Genomic DNA, 14887 nt, shown 5'->3' with positions numbered 1-14887 from the left:
TGAAATATAAATTTTATCCATTGGAATGCTGCCGATCATAGCCTATAATTACAAGTAGAGAATTTTACTTGTTTTCAAAGACAGATACAAATAATCCGGTATGCTGTGCAGGCATAGTTAATAGTAACAAAAGTGGCGGGCGCATCATTTATGCAGGGGGTTGATTTCAATGAAGAGAAGAGGGTTCACACTAATTGAGTTGCTGGTGGTTATTGCCATCATCGCTATCTTGGCGGCAATACTCTTTCCCGTTCTTTCAAGCGCAAAAGAGAAGGGAAGACAGACTCAATGTCTGAACAACTTGAAGCAGATGGCACTGGGCATCCAGCAGTATGTGCAAGATAACAATGGGGGGTCACCTATTCATTATCCATTCCTATATCCTACCCTATATGATTTTCAAGGTGTTAATCTCGCGGCGTCTAATGCCGGAAGGCTTGATGTAGATGTAACAAAGGGTGGACTTTTCCAATATGTCCGCAATACAAAAGTATATAAGTGCCCTTCCGACAAAAGGAAAAGTGTTGAGCCTGGAACAGCGGCAAATGGCACCCGCGGTAGTATTTCAAACATATCTTACTCTATGAATAAAGATATCGGCACACTTCCCGGTGCGGTTCCGCCTGAATTGGGTGGAGATGATCCAAGAGGTACTATGAAGCTTGAGCCCGCTACAGCAGGTCGTTCATCAAAAATTATGCTTCTTATGCAAGAAGATGCTGGTTCAATGAATGATAGCTACTGCGAGTATAATGGAGATATTCCAGGTGATGTTCACAACAAAGGGACAAATGTTGCATATGCTGATGGCCATGTGAAGTACGGCGATAAGAAACAGTTGATGAGTGAGAGAGCCAACTGGGCGCCCAATCCGGCCTATCAGAAGCACACCATACCTAAGCCAAAATAATTAACATTCTATCCGTTGGCCGGGATATCAAAAAATCCCGGCCATTATTTTTTCTGCTTCTTGCCTATAGCATTTCTAACTTCTTGAGCCAGTTCATACACAAACGAGGTGAGGTCGCGTTCCTGCTCTTTGAGGTTCCGCACCTCCAGGAGCAAAATGTCCTTCATCTGCTGCAGTACTTTGCCCTGTGTGTTTCGTAGTTCATCGATCTCAGCGGTCAGTTCCTGCACAGATTCCACCAGCGTAGCGTCAGCCATAGCCTTTGCCGCGCGCGTGAGCGCCTGCGGGTCTATTGCCGAGTCCTTCTCAAAACGTTTTACGGAAGACTCGCTGAGCATGCGTTTTGGCTTGCCGTCTTGCCCCTGAACCAGGATCGAGTCGATCTCCCCGCTTGAGATGAGCCTGTCCATAGCCTCATGCGACAGCGCGAGGCGGTTCATAATCACATCACATTCAAGCGTATAGTCTCCTACGCCGGCTCCTCCGTCCACTTCAGAAAAAATGATCGGCTCCGGCTCCTCGTCTGGGCTGGCTGCGGGTTTCTCTGTCAGGCCATGGGCGCGCCACTCGTCTCTGATACGCGCAATTCCGACCGGGACAGCTTCGGATTCGATATTGGTTTGCTGCTCCGTTTCGGGAGCGTTGTTGTTATTCATGTCATTCATTGTAGTATATACCACTTTACTAATCTAGGCCCGTATTCCTTCCAATCTCAGGCATAAATACGAAATGTCCCCCAAAACAGTGTTTACTGAAAGAGAACTAACAAATAAACCATCAGTCTCGGGCCGATAATTTGCTTTTTGCATTGCTTGAATGTCGATTATGATTGCTGTATCCACCATGTCACATTTCAAATAATAGCTCACGCTCAGTATTATTTTATCAACTGTTAAATATGTAACAAAAGGTACCGAATCGACGCCAGCGGAATCAGCAGTGAAATAAAACACCATAATGCGAAGAATTGGTTGACATTGCTGAGCGCGTTGCATATAATTGGAATGAGGCCTTGTTTTGCTTTAGAGGTCCATTGTGAAAAATATCACGAGGTGTTGCCTCGTCGTAAACGTGGTGCGGGCATTCAATGGAGCACAGCAGTAACATATTTTCACTGATGCAGATTAGCGAGATGCTTGATGGGACGATTATTTGCGGTATGGACAGAGCGCAGGAGACGGTTTCCAGCGCTTGTGGATGTGATCTGATGAGTGATGTGCTTGCATTCACTCGCTCGGGTTCGGTGCTCTTGACAGGACTCACCAATCCCCAGGTGATCAGGACCGCGGAAATGCTCGATCTTAAAGGCATAGTTTTTGTCAGAGACAAGAGGCCCGACGAGCATACTGTTCGTATGGCCCAATCTCTAGGACTTGTGCTTATTCTCTCACCGCACCCATTATATGAAAGCTGCGGCAAATTGTATAAGGCCGGGCTTGAAGGCTGCCGGGAGCGTGAAGAGTCGGACAGTATGAGAGTTTGATAGTCTAATCATCCAACCAAATGGCTATGGACCATAACGCTATTAATAATACAACCTCCCTGCACTTTGTTTTTGAAGTACAGGGAGGCGATTTCAATAAGGCGGGGGATGCTTCCAGCAAGGTCAAGAAGATCCTCCAGCAGATTGGCTCGGATTCCGCTGTTGTCCGCAGAGTCGCGGTTGCCTGCTACGAAGCTGAGATGAACGTCGTGATCCACGCTCACCACGCGTTTGTTACCCTGGATGCGGATATCAATCAAGTCATGATCGTTGTGGAGGATGAAGGTCCCGGAATCGAAGACATCGAAATGGCGATGACTCCCGGTTTTTCGACGGCTCCCGATTATGTCAGGGAGATGGGTTTCGGAGCGGGTATGGGGCTACCTAATATGAAAAACTGCTCGTCGCAGATGGAGATCACATCGCGCAGAGGCGTAGGCACAACGGTGCGCATGGTATTTGACAATGCTTAAGGTCGATAATCAGCAGTATTTTCACTCCGTCCATCTGATGGAGGACAAGTGCAAAGGGTGTGTGAACTGCATCAAGCGGTGCCCGACCGAGGCTATCCGTGTGCGTGACGGCAAGGCTCACATCATAGAGGCCCGCTGCATAGACTGCGGCGAATGTGTGCGAATCTGCCCGAACCAGGCGAAGATAGTCGTAGCCGATACGCTCAATGAGCTAAATGGCTACAAATATAACGTGGCGCTGCCGGCTCCCGCGATCTATGGGCAGCTTCGCGAAGGAATTGATCCGCGGCTCGTTATGGCCGCTCTGCTATCGATCGGCTTTGATCATGTTGTAGATGTGGCTTTTGCTGCTGACCTTGTAGGCAAAAAAATTCGCGAGGCGATCAGTGCGCCGAGCGAGATCAGACCGTTCATATCATCGGCATGCCCGGCAGTTGTTCGGCTGGTCCAGGTGAGGTTTCCGAACCTGATCGAGCATATTTTGCCGGTGTTGTCACCCATGCGGGCTGCAGCCAATATTGCGCGAAACCAGGTTGCCGAAAAGACGAGTCTTGATCTTAAAGACGTAGGTGTCTGGTTCATCAGTCCATGCCCGGGCAAGGTCAGCGCCATCAACGAACCCGCGGGTACCGGGGAGAACACCATATCCGGCGCTATTCCAATTGCCGAAGTTTACCCGCTCATTCGGGAGAAGATCAATCATTGCCCCGAGGAACTGGACCGGATAGTCGCTGATTCTAAACCTGGTAGCGGGCTTGGACTGGGATGGGCGCGCTCCGGCGGGGAGAACCAATCTATCGGAGGCTCACGCCAGATTGCTGTGGACGGCATCCACAGCGTGATCCAGATTCTTGAGGATGTCGAACGCGGCAAGCTCTCCGATATCGACTATATCGAAGCTCAAGCTTGTGTAGGCGGATGCGTCGGAGGTGTGCTAACGGTCGAGAACTCGTTTATCACTCGGCGGCGGGTAAGAATTCTTGCAACCGAAAGCGCGGACAGACTCGACGGAGTCCTTCGCGACAAAATTGCTTGCGAGGCTCTCGAAAACGAGGACTGGTTCCGTCACGATAAGCCTATAGAGCCGAGGCCGACACTTAAGCTCGATGATGACATGGCTACGGCTATCCGCAAGATGGAGCAGATGGAGAAAATAGTCGAAGACCTGCCGGGCCTGGACTGCGGAAGCTGCGGCGCTCCGAACTGCCGCGCTCTTGCCGAGGACGTAGTCCGGGGGCTTGCAAATGAAATGGACTGCATTTTCAAGCTTAGGGAGAAAGTCCGACAGTTGGCTGTAGAGATGATGGAACTGGCCGAAAAAGCCCCGCCCGCGATGGGGCATGTAGAAAAGAAGGCGGAAATAGAGAATGCTATTGGCGAACATAGCGCAAAAGCTGAACCTGACACCAATAAATGAAATCGATGCGGATATTGAGGTGACCTCAGGTTACGCGTCGGATCTGCTCAGTGACGTGCTTGCAAAGGCAAGAAACGGCGCCATCTGGGTGACCAATCAGAAGCATATCAACATAATTGGGGTTGCCGTAATGCTTAACCTGGCGGGAGTTGTGATCGCAGGTGGCATCGACCCCGAGCCAAACACAGTGACAAAAGCAAAAGTGGAAAACGTTGCTTTATATACAACGGATATGTCGCTCTACGAACTGGTGGGCAAGCTCAACGAGATGGGTATACGGAGTTGCTGATGTGCGCAGTGCCCAACACACAACTCATAACTCAAAACACATAACGGCATATCAGGCCGATCTGCATATACACACTCTGCTCTCGCCGTGCGGTGAGCTGGAGATGATACCGCCGCTTATTATAGAGGCGGCCAAGACGGCCAGACTGGACATAATCGGCATTGCAGATCACAACTCTTGTGAAAACACCAAGGCAGTGATTGATGCAGCCGCAGGAAGTGGAATACGGGTCCTGCCTGGTCTGGAAGTGCAGTCTGTTGAGGGTGTTCACTTGCTCTGTCTGTTTGACCAAGTGTCGCAGGCAGAGGCGATGCAGGAGTCGGTATACGGGAGCCTGGTGAGCATGACCGGCACATACAAGCATACGCAGGAGCAGTTTGTGGTCGATTCGGAGGGCGAGTTTATCAGGTATTGCGACAGGCATATCGCTCTGCCGACCACGATGGACATAGACGAGGTTTATGAGCGTGTGAGAGATATTGGCGGGATAATGATCCCATCGCACATTGACAGGCAATCAACCGGTATGATCGATGTCCTTGCGATGATCCCTGATTCGCCGGATTTCGATGCGTTTGAGATCAGCGTAAACATGGCACCGGATCAGGCGCGATGCGCTTTTCCCAGTGTAGGTGACAAGCCGATCATTCAAAACTCTGATTCGCACTGGCTCGCCGCGATAGGCCAGCGTCGGACGATTTTTCATTTGGAGCATCGGAACGTGGGCGAGATAAAGATGGCGTGCAGGAGTGAGTTCGGCAGGAGAGTGGAGAATGCGTGAGCTTTCCATGCACATACTCGACCTGGCTCAAAACTCGATTGCAGCGGGCGCGACCAGGCTCTATATAGAAGTTTTGGCTGACACAAAGGCTGATAAACTCACTATCTCGCTCAAGGACAACGGCAGGGGGATGGACGCAGATTTTGTCGCGAGGGTGCGCGACCCGTTCACTACTACCCGCACAACGCGCAGGGTGGGGCTGGGTATCCCGATGTTTGAGGAAGCGGCGACCGCTTGCGACGGCAGTCTATCGATAGACTCTGTTCCGGGCGTAGGCACCAAGATAGAGGCGACATTTAAGCTCAGTCACATAGACCGCGCGCCATTAGGAGATATCGCATCGACTATAGTGAGCATAGTCGCAGTTAATCCTGATCTTCATCTGAAATACGCACAGAGTATGAATGACAAAGTTTTTGTTCTCGATACGCAGGAGATCAAATCTCGACTGGACGGTGTGCCGATAAACGAAGGCCCGGTGCTCAGATGGATATCGCAGTATGTGAAAGAGAATGTTGCGGGTTATGAGTTATGAGTTGTGAGTTCTGGGTTATGAGTTGCGGGTTATGAGTCAGGCAATACGTATCGCTCTGTCATTCCGAGCGAAGTCGAGGAATCTGCTTTGAACAAGCGTATAGGCAAACGAATAATCCTGATCTTGGTTATGCTGATTGTGGGCTGTGGTGTCTATGCTTATCGGGACTTGCTTTGTTTCCTTGGAGTGATGGTAACCGCTCCGCGTGACACATGGCAATGCACAACTCGCAAACAGATACAAATGAAGCTGTGGCTATACACGGAAGAGCAGTTAAAGCCGGGAAAAAAGCCGTTGTGGACATTTTATCGCCCGAATGGGGTTGTTCCACGCAGCGGTAAGTTGGACTGTCAATATCACATGTTGGGCATTAGGACAAAACCGGCAACCGTATGTGTTGCATATGATAAGAAGTCAGGTCGCGTGGCCGGTTTCTATGAGTATGACTGATAAATAATCAATACAAAATTTCTAATACTAAATCTCTACGGGCAATAATGCCCGAGAAGAGAGGTCGGGGGCAAGAATACCCCCGCCCATCATGTTCCGTGGAATAATCAATACCAAATCTAAAATACTAAATCGAAATCGGGGGTGCTAGACAGACAATGAAAACACTCGAAGATCTCAAGAAAGTGCGTGAGAAGGCTCTTGAGCAGATGAAACTGCGCGAGGGCAAGTTTTCGGCAAAGGTAGTTGTTGCAATGGGCACATGCGGAATAGCCGCCGGTGCGCGCGAAGTGATGACCGCCATTCTCGATGAGCTCGATAAACGCGGTATATCCGATGTCTCGGTCACCCAGACCGGCTGTAAGGGCCTTTGTGAGCAGGAGCCGACTGTTGATGTGATCAAAGACGGCAAATCCGTGACCTACGGCTACATCGATTCCGAAAAGGCCAAGCAGATTGTAGCCCAGCATCTGGTCAACGGCAGCATCATCGGTGACTGGGTCGTGACCAGCAGTTAAATGCATGACGCGGGGACGCTAAGACGCATAACGCACATAGACGGATTTGGGTGTATGAACGCTCTGAGGGGGCTTCAGAAGCCCGATAGGAGGTAAAGTGAAGTTGTCTACTCATACTTGTGAATGTGAAGCCAAGGCCAAAGCCGCCCAAGAGGAAGAGGCCAGGCTTTACGAAGAACTGGATAAGATCATAGCCAAACACAAAGAGGTGAAGGGTCCGCTGATCCAGACCCTGCACGCTGCCCAGGAGCTCTTTGGATGGCTGCCGGAGAAGGCCCAGGCAAAGATCGCGAAGGGCCTGGATGTGCCTTTGAGCGAGGTGCACGGTGTGCTCAGTTTCTATTCATTCTTTACGACAGTTCCGCGCGGCAAGCACACAATCCGTGTGTGCCTGGGCACGGCATGCTATGTCCGCGGCGGAAAGCAAGTCCTCGAGAAGTTTGAGCACGAACTCGGCATAGGGGTCAACAATACCACCGAGGACAGGGAGTTCTCCCTCGAAGTGAACCGATGCGTAGGGGCTTGCGGCCTCGCGCCGGTTGTTACCGTAGGCCCGGATATCTACCGCCGCGTCAAGGTGGACAAGATTCCGGAGATCATTAAGAAGTACAGGGGGAGCTAGCAGATGGCTGATAAGCTTTTTAGGACTCATGTGCTGGTCTGTGCGGGCGCGGGATGTGTTTCCTGCGGTTGCCAAGAGGTAGCCGAGGCTATGCGCCGCGAGATCGAGAGCCACGGCCTTGCAGATGAAGTCAAGCTCGTTATGACCGGCTGTATGGGATCATGCAACCTTGGTCCGGTCGCAGCAATTTTACCCGACGGCACTTTTTATGAAAAACTTACTCCCGAGGGCGCCAAACGAATAGTTGAAGAGCATCTGCTCAAAGGCCGTCCTGTCGAAGATTTTATGCACAAAGAGGGCGATGGCGAAGCCGTTTCGCCAATGATGAAGGATGTGCCCTTCTTTAAGAGACAGCTCAAGATCGTTCTGCGCAACTGTGGCATTATCGACCCAGGTAACATCGAGGAATACATCGCCCGCAACGGCTATTCGGCTCTCGCGAAGGTCCTCGGTGAGATGACTCCCGAGCAGGTTGTCGCCGAAGTAAAAAAGTCCGGTCTGCGCGGACGCGGCGGCGGCGGCTTCCCGACCGGCCTCAAGTGGGAGTTTACCGCCAAGGCAACCGGCGATCAGAAATATGTGCTGTGTAATGCCGATGAGGGCGACCCAGGCGCATTTATGGACCGCAGCGTCCTGGAGGGTGACCCGCACTCGGTCATTGAGGCGATGACCATTGCCGGTTATGCGGTCGGCTCAAACCAGGGTTATGTTTACGTTCGAGCCGAGTATCCTCTGGCTATCGAGAGGCTTCAGACAGCAATCAATCAGGCTCGTGAGTGGGGGTTCCTTTCAAAGAATATCATGGGTACCGGTTTCGGATTCGACCTGGATATCAGAATCGGCGCGGGGGCGTTCGTCTGCGGTGAGGAGACAGCCCTTATGGCCAGTATCGAGGGCAAGCGCGGTGAACCAAGACCCCGGCCACCATTCCCTGCGATATCCGGTCTCTGGGAGTGCCCGACGCTCCTTAATAACGTAGAGAGCTACGCCAACATCACCTGGATTATCCAGAATGGAGCTGACGCCTTCTCCGCAATTGGCACAGAGGGCAGCAAGGGAACTAAAGTATTCGCGCTGGCAGGCGCTATTAATAACTCAGGCCTTGTCGAGGTTCCGATGGGGACCACCTTAGGCGATATCATCTTTGATATCGGCGGCGGCGTGCGCAACGGCAAGAAGTTCAAAGCCGCGCAGGCGGGCGGACCTTCGGGCGGGTGTATTCCTAAAGAGCATCTTAATGTTTCGATGGATTACGATTCGCTCAAAGAACTCGGCGCGATGATGGGGTCGGGCGGCCTTATCATCATGGACGAGAACACCTGCATGGTAGACCTCGCCCGCTATTTTCTCGATTTTATCAAGGACGAGAGCTGCGGCAAATGCACGCCATGCCGAATCGGGACCAAGCGAATGCTTGAAATCTTGAACCGCATCTGCCATGGTCTCGGCCAGGAGGGCGACATCGAACTGCTGATAGACCTTGGCACACAGATCAGAGACTCCGCTCTCTGCGGCCTTGGTCAGACAGCTCCGAACCCGGTCCTCTCGACCATTCGTTATTTCCGCCACGAGTATGAGGCCCACATCAAAGACAAGCGCTGCCCAGCGTGTGTATGCAACTCGCTCTTTGATGCGCCGTGCTCGCATACATGCCCGGCAGGCACACATGTCCCGCAGTATGTCGCATTAGTTGGCGCTCGCAGGTTCACAGATGCTTTACGTCTGATTCGAGACAAGAACCCATTTACGTCAGTCTGTGGGCGTGTATGCAACGCGCCGTGTGAGGACAAGTGCAGGCGCGCTCAGATAGACGAGCCTCTCTCGATTCGAGCGCTCAAGCGGTTTGCAGCCGACTCTGCTGAAAACGGCAATCTGCCTCTTCCATCGAAGAGATTATCCAGGGTTGCCGGTAAGAAAATCGCTGTCATCGGCGGCGGACCGGCGGGTCTGACGGCAGCTTACCACCTCGCACGAATGGGTCATCTACCGACAGTTTTTGAGGCTGACCCGGTTGCAGGCGGCATGCTTGCAAGCTGCATCCCGCCATATCGGCTTCCGCGTGAAGTCCTTGCGGGCGAAATCGATATGATCAAGCAACTTGGCGTGGAGATTAAGCTCAACACTCGAGTAGGCAAGGACATACCGTTCGAGAAGATCAAGAAGGATTACGCTGCCGTCTTTATAGCAGTCGGAGCCGACAAGGGTTGGACACTCGGCATTCCCGGTGAGGACCTGAGCGGCATCTATGACTCGATTACATTCCTCAATGATGTTAACCTGGGCAGGGACACCATAAAGGTCGGCGAGAGGGTCGCGGTGGTCGGCGGTGGAAACGCCGCTATTGATGCTGCGCGCACTGCCCACCGTCTTGGAGCAAAGAAGGTGACGATTGTCTACCGCAGGCTCCGTGACGACATGCCTGCTGCAGAGGAAGAGATTCACGAAGCTGAGGTGGAGGGTATCGAGATCAAGTATCTATCGCTGCCTGTAGAGGCTGTCGGAGAGGGCGGCAAGGTCAAGACTCTCAAGTGCCAGATGCTGGAGCTTGCGGATTTCGATAAGTCCGGTCGCCGCGCTCCCAAGCCTATCGATGGAGCAATATTCGATCTTCCGGTCGATACGGTCATCACCGCAATCAGCCAGGAGCCTGACGTCAAATTCGCAGGCGAAGACCTCAAGACACGTAGGGGCGGCACTGTCCAGATCGAAGAGTCCACAATGAAGACAAACCTCGACGGCGTGTTTGCCGGCGGTGATGTTGTGAAGGGTCCATGGACGGTTATCGGCGCTATCGGTGATGGCATCAAAGCCGCAATCTCCATCGACCGCTATCTCGGCGGTTACGGCGAGCTTGCGTCGGATGCCGAGGATATCGAGATTCCGAAAGCTCCCGAGGACGTGGACGATATAGTCGAGACCCCGCGCGTGTGCTGCAACATGCTCGCAGTCGAAAAGCGTGTGGGCATGACCGAGGTCGATCTCGGATTTACTAGAGAACAGGCGCTTCGCGAAGCCGCCAGATGTTTGAGGTGCGACGCAGGAACGTAGAGCATACGATGGTCCGGGATTTGAATCCCTAGGGTTGTTACGTTAAAAGTGAAGCAGATAGCAGGTTCAGGGACTAAAGTCCCGGGAACGTGCGTCGGGGATTCAAATCCCCGACGATCTGAACTGACGAGGTAAAACTATGGATATGATCAAAGTAACCGTTGATAACATAAAAGTAGAAGTCCCCAAGGGCAGCACGGCGCTCGACGCCGCGCGCGCAGCAGGGATATATATTCCGACACTCTGCCATATGGATGGCCATAAGGCTCTTGGCGCGTGCCGGGTGTGCCTGGTCGAGATCGAGGGTGGACGCGCTTTGCAGGCAAGCTGTGCATTTCCCGTGGCAGACGGCATGGTCGTGCATACCAATACAAAGCGCGTGCATGACGCCCGCAGGACAGTGGTCGAACTGATGCTTTCGGCGCACAGACAGGAGTGCCTGACTTGTGTCCGCAGCCTCAACTGCGAGCTTCAGGCTCTTGCCAAGCGCCTCGGGATACAGGAAAACCGCTTTGCAGGGGAGATGCCGCCTGTGCTGGTAGATACCAGTTCGCCGAGCATTGTCCGCGATTCAAGCAAGTGCATTCTCTGCCGCAGGTGTGTGACTGTGTGCAATGAAGTGCAGAGTGTCGGCCAGCTCTTCCCGGTCGACCGGGGTTTTGAGACCATAATCGCTCCCGCAGCCAAGAAGAACCTGGGCGATGTGGCGTGCGTGGCCTGTGGGCAGTGTATCAGCATATGTCCGGTCGGCGCACTTCGCGAGAAGAGTCACAAGGAACAAGTCTGGGATGCAATTAACGATCCCGATAAGTATGTGGTTGTGCAGACCGCACCCGCCGTTCGTGCCGCGATAGGCGAGGAGTTCGGAATGCCCGCCGGAAGCCTGGTGACCAAGAAGATGGTCGCGGGACTGCGACGGCTCGGCTTCGACAAGGTCTTCGATACTGACTTCACCGCAGACCTTACGATACTCGAAGAGGGCAACGAACTGCTCCAGCGCCTCAAAACAGGCGGCACGCTCCCGATGATCACATCCTGCTCACCGGGCTGGATCAACTTCATTGAGCACTTCTATCCTGAGCTTTTGCCGCATCTGAGCAGTTGCAAGAGCCCGCAGCAGATGTTCGGCGCTTTGGCCAAGACATATTATGCCGACAAGATCGGCGTCAAACCCGAGAACATGTATTGCGTCTCGATTATGCCCTGCACTGCCAAAAAGCTGGAGGCGGGGCGTGAGGAGATGTGCAGCGTGGAGGGTATTCCCGATGTGGATGCGGTCCTCACGACCCGAGAAGCCGCCCAGATGATGCGCGAGATGGGTGTGGACTTCCCTAACCTGCCTGACGAAGCATTCGATGAGCCTCTTGGTATCTCCACGGGCGCGGCAGTCATCTTTGGAGCGACAGGCGGCGTTATGGAAGCTGCTCTGCGCACGGTCTACGAAGTGGTCACAGGCGAAACCCTTAAGGACGTAAACCTTACGGCTGTTCGAGGACTCGAAGGAGTAAAGGAAGCCACGGTCCCGCTTGTATGTGCAGAGGGTAAAGGCACACTCGATGTAAAGGTTGCTGTAGCCAGCGGACTATCCAATGCCCGCAAACTGATGGACCTGATCATGGAGGGCAAAGCGGACTATCACTTCATAGAGATCATGTGCTGCCCCGGCGGGTGTATCGGTGGAGGCGGCCAGCCTATCCCGACAACCGATGAGATCAGGCAGAAGCGAATCGAGGCTATATATCGCGAGGACGAGGGCCTGCCCGTGCGCAAGAGTCACGAGAACCCAGCCGTCATGGCGCTATACAAAGAGTTCCTGGGTGAACCTTTAGGTCATAAGTCACACCAACTGCTTCATACGAAGTACACGCCACGCTCTATCTGGCCGACGGATGTGCTTGTGGATGACGTTGAAAAGGTCAAGGCATAGAAGTAGTTGTGGTTTAATCGCGGATTGTCTGATCGTATGATCGTGTATCGTCTGATCGTTGATGAGAATCTGGGTGGCGATTTCAGAATCGCCGCCCCTTAGCTCTTCCGTGACTGGATGGTCCGGGATTTGAGACAGCCTCTTTAGTCCAGAAATCAGAGGCGCAGGTAGGTGCCGAGGCTGAAGTCTTGATATACCAAGAGTAGACTTAATAATTCATAATTCAAAATTATCCTTCTGCTCCCCCAACGTTGAGGACCGAAGGCGAGCAGCAAAATAATAAATCAAAGATAATCAATACTAAATATTTCGGAGGAAAACTGTGGGTTGTGATTCGTGTGGATGCAATTCGCTGATCGTAGAGATTATCGAAAAATACGACAGCGACAAACGTAATTTGATCCCACTGCTCCATGAGCTTCAGGACGAGCTGGGCTACCTCTCGCCTGAGGTGATGGAGACAGTGGCCGAGAGGCTGGATGTGACCGTCGGTGATGTCCACGGCGTCGCCACTTTCTACAGCCTGTTCTACACCAAGCCGCACGGCAAGCACATCGTGCGCCTGTGCGACTCGCCGCCATGCCATATCGAAGGCAGTAAGCAGATTCGAGATGCCGTCACCGCAGAACTCGGTATAAAGCCGGGAGAGACCACGGATGACGGCATTTTTACTTTCGAGACTGTGAGTTGCATGGGCTTATGTGGTGTCGCGCCCGCTATGATGGTCAATGACGACGTCTACGGCAACCTTACACCCGAGATGGTGCCGGGGATTTTGGCCAGGTATGCACCGATTGCGGCAAAGGAGGGCAGGTAAATGTCATTCTACAGAGCACATGTTTTAGTGGATACGGGCACGCCTGCAGTCCTTAAGGGCGCTATGGGCATAAAGTCCGCGCTGGTCGACGAGATCAAGAAAAAGGGTCTGGATAAAGAGATTAAAGTAGTCGAGACGGGCGATCTGGGTCTGACCGGAGCCGGTCCGGCGCTGGTGATATATCCAGAGGGCGTGACTTATGCGAATGTCACTGCTGGGGATATCCCCGAACTCGTCGAAGAGCATCTGCTGAAGGGCAGGCAGGTGAAGCGCCTGGTATATACGGGTCCGTCGGCTGCCGTGGTAGACGGCAAGGCCAAACCGCGCGCAGGTGAGGTGAGGGTGATCCTCAAGAATGTGGGTGTGATCGACCCGACCAGCATCGACGAATATATCGCGCACGGCGGCTATGACGGCATGGCCAAAGCTTTAACGCAGATGAAACCGGCAGATGTGATCGCCCATGTCAAGGCTTCCCAGCTTAAGGGTCGCGGTGGAGCAGGCTTCCCGACGGGACTCAAGTGGGAGTTCACTGCAAAGGCCGGTGGAAAGCACAAGGCCGTTGTATGTAATGCGGACGAGGGCGAGCCGGGCAACTTCAAGGATCGGCTTATCCTTGAGGGCGACCCGCATCAGGTGATCGAGGGTATGATCATCTCGGGCTATGCAGTCGGCGCAAGTGAGGGTTACATATATATCAGGGGCGAGTATCAACAGTCTGTATCTCATACCGAAAAGGCCATTGCCGATGCGCGCGTTATGGGAATCCTTGGCAAGAACATATTCGGCTCAGGGTTCGATTTCGATATTAAAATTTTCAAGGGTGCTGGAGCCTATATTTGCGGCGAGGAGACAGCTCTGCTGGAGTCCCTGGAAGGCAAGCGCGGCGAGTCTCGTATGAAGCCGCCCTTCCCACCGACATACGGCCTTATGGGCAGTCCGACTGTCATTAACAACGTCGAGACCCTGGCAGCCGTCCCGCATATAATTGCGAGCGGAGCCAACTGGTATTGCGGCCTCGGGACAGATAAGACCAAAGGCACAAAGATATTCTCACCCTGCGGTGATGTGCTTTATCCGGGCGTGTATGAAGTTCCATTCGGGGTCACTCTGCGCGAGGTCATTTACAATATGGCAGGCGGAATCAAGAGCGGCAAACGCTTTAAGGCGTGCCTGATGGGTGGGCCGAGCGGCGTGGTGGTCGGTGAGGATGCCCTGGATAGGCGTCTGTGCACGGAGGACCTTGCGCCGGGCGCGGGAGCGCTGATAGTGCTCGATGAGAGCAGATGTATTGTAGACCTTATGCAAAATGTCGCCGAGTTTTTCTATCACGAGAGCTGCGGGCAGTGCGTGCCGTGTCGCGAGGGGACAAAACGTATCCTGGAAATCCTGAACTGGTGGACATCCGGCGCGGGCAGCGAGGACGATCTAAGACTGCTCGAATCGCTGGGCGATACCATGGCTGCGTCGTCAAAGTGCGGCCTTGGGCAGTTTGCGGCAGTTGCGTTCAAGAGCAGCCTGCCTCTTTTCGTAGATGAATACCTGTCTCACGTTAAAGACAAAGAATGTCCGACAGGTACTTGTGCGATGGACAGAGTTCTTGAGGAGGTAAAGTAA

The 14887-nt window shown here is 53.0% G+C and carries 15 protein-coding genes; 14 read left to right on the top strand and 1 reads right to left on the bottom strand.

The annotated features are described in order from the left end of the window. The first annotated feature begins 169 nt into the window (after positions 1-169). Positions 170-910, top strand: coding sequence for a DUF1559 domain-containing protein (locus ABFD83_08580; protein MEN6357123.1), 741 nt, complete (start codon positions 170-172; stop codon positions 908-910). A gap of 44 nt (positions 911-954) precedes the next feature. Here ABFD83_08580 and ABFD83_08575 read toward each other — a convergent pair whose 3' ends face one another. Next, positions 955-1575 (bottom strand): hypothetical protein, encoded by a 621-nt coding sequence (locus ABFD83_08575; protein MEN6357122.1) that lies wholly within the window; start codon positions 1573-1575, stop codon positions 955-957. Between the two features lie 467 nt (positions 1576-2042). On the opposite strand from ABFD83_08575, the gene ABFD83_08570 reads away from it, so the two are divergent. From ABFD83_08570 to ABFD83_08510, 13 genes are all read left to right on the top strand, one after another. Next, positions 2043-2393, top strand: coding sequence for a hypothetical protein (locus tag ABFD83_08570; protein ID MEN6357121.1), 351 nt, complete (start codon positions 2043-2045; stop codon positions 2391-2393). A 59-nt stretch (positions 2394-2452) separates the two neighbouring features. Then, positions 2453-2866, top strand: coding sequence for an ATP-binding protein (locus tag ABFD83_08565; GenBank protein MEN6357120.1), 414 nt, complete (start codon positions 2453-2455; stop codon positions 2864-2866). Beyond that, positions 2859-4283 carry a [Fe-Fe] hydrogenase large subunit C-terminal domain-containing protein gene (locus ABFD83_08560; GenBank protein ID MEN6357119.1) on the top strand — a complete coding sequence of 475 codons (1425 nt, stop codon included), beginning with the start codon at positions 2859-2861 and terminating at the stop codon, positions 4281-4283. Before ABFD83_08565 ends, ABFD83_08560 begins: the two co-directional genes overlap by 8 nt. Beyond that, positions 4234-4572 (top strand): serine kinase, encoded by a 339-nt coding sequence (locus ABFD83_08555; protein ID MEN6357118.1) that lies wholly within the window; start codon positions 4234-4236, stop codon positions 4570-4572. Before ABFD83_08560 ends, ABFD83_08555 begins: the two co-directional genes overlap by 50 nt. 1 nt (position 4573) lies before the next feature. Further along, positions 4574-5353 carry a PHP domain-containing protein gene (locus ABFD83_08550; protein MEN6357117.1) on the top strand — a complete coding sequence of 260 codons (780 nt, stop codon included), beginning with the start codon at positions 4574-4576 and terminating at the stop codon, positions 5351-5353. Next, positions 5346-5888 carry an ATP-binding protein gene (locus ABFD83_08545; protein ID MEN6357116.1) on the top strand — a complete coding sequence of 181 codons (543 nt, stop codon included), beginning with the start codon at positions 5346-5348 and terminating at the stop codon, positions 5886-5888. The genes ABFD83_08550 and ABFD83_08545 overlap by 8 nt, the downstream gene beginning before the upstream one ends. A gap of 87 nt (positions 5889-5975) precedes the next feature. Further along, positions 5976-6338, top strand: a complete 363-nt coding sequence (locus tag ABFD83_08540; GenBank protein MEN6357115.1) for a hypothetical protein — start codon at positions 5976-5978, stop codon at positions 6336-6338. 158 nt (positions 6339-6496) lie between these two features. After that, the gene (locus ABFD83_08535; protein ID MEN6357114.1) at positions 6497-6856 is read left to right on the top strand and encodes a (2Fe-2S) ferredoxin domain-containing protein; all 360 of its coding nucleotides are present in this window, start codon (positions 6497-6499) and stop codon (positions 6854-6856) included. A 97-nt stretch (positions 6857-6953) separates the two neighbouring features. Continuing rightward, entirely contained in the window at positions 6954-7478 is a 525-nt protein-coding gene (locus tag ABFD83_08530) for an NAD(P)H-dependent oxidoreductase subunit E (GenBank protein MEN6357113.1), read from the top strand. 3 nt (positions 7479-7481) lie between these two features. Next, a complete protein-coding gene (gene nuoF / locus ABFD83_08525; GenBank protein MEN6357112.1) occupies positions 7482-10526 on the top strand; it encodes an NADH-quinone oxidoreductase subunit NuoF in 3045 nt (1014 codons plus the stop codon). A gap of 139 nt (positions 10527-10665) precedes the next feature. Beyond that, positions 10666-12453 (top strand): NADH-dependent [FeFe] hydrogenase, group A6, encoded by a 1788-nt coding sequence (locus ABFD83_08520; protein ID MEN6357111.1) that lies wholly within the window; start codon positions 10666-10668, stop codon positions 12451-12453. 322 nt (positions 12454-12775) lie between these two features. Then, complete coding sequence (gene nuoE, locus ABFD83_08515; GenBank protein MEN6357110.1) at positions 12776-13270, top strand: NADH-quinone oxidoreductase subunit NuoE; 495 nt, start codon at positions 12776-12778, stop codon at positions 13268-13270. Then, a complete protein-coding gene (locus ABFD83_08510; protein ID MEN6357109.1) occupies positions 13271-14887 on the top strand; it encodes an NADH-ubiquinone oxidoreductase-F iron-sulfur binding region domain-containing protein in 1617 nt (538 codons plus the stop codon).

It is taken from the genome of Armatimonadota bacterium, assembly GCA_039679645.1.
In the GTDB taxonomy this organism is placed as follows: Bacteria; Armatimonadota; UBA5829; order UBA5829; family UBA5829; genus UBA5829.
This window is presented reverse-complemented; position numbering and strand designations above follow the sequence as displayed.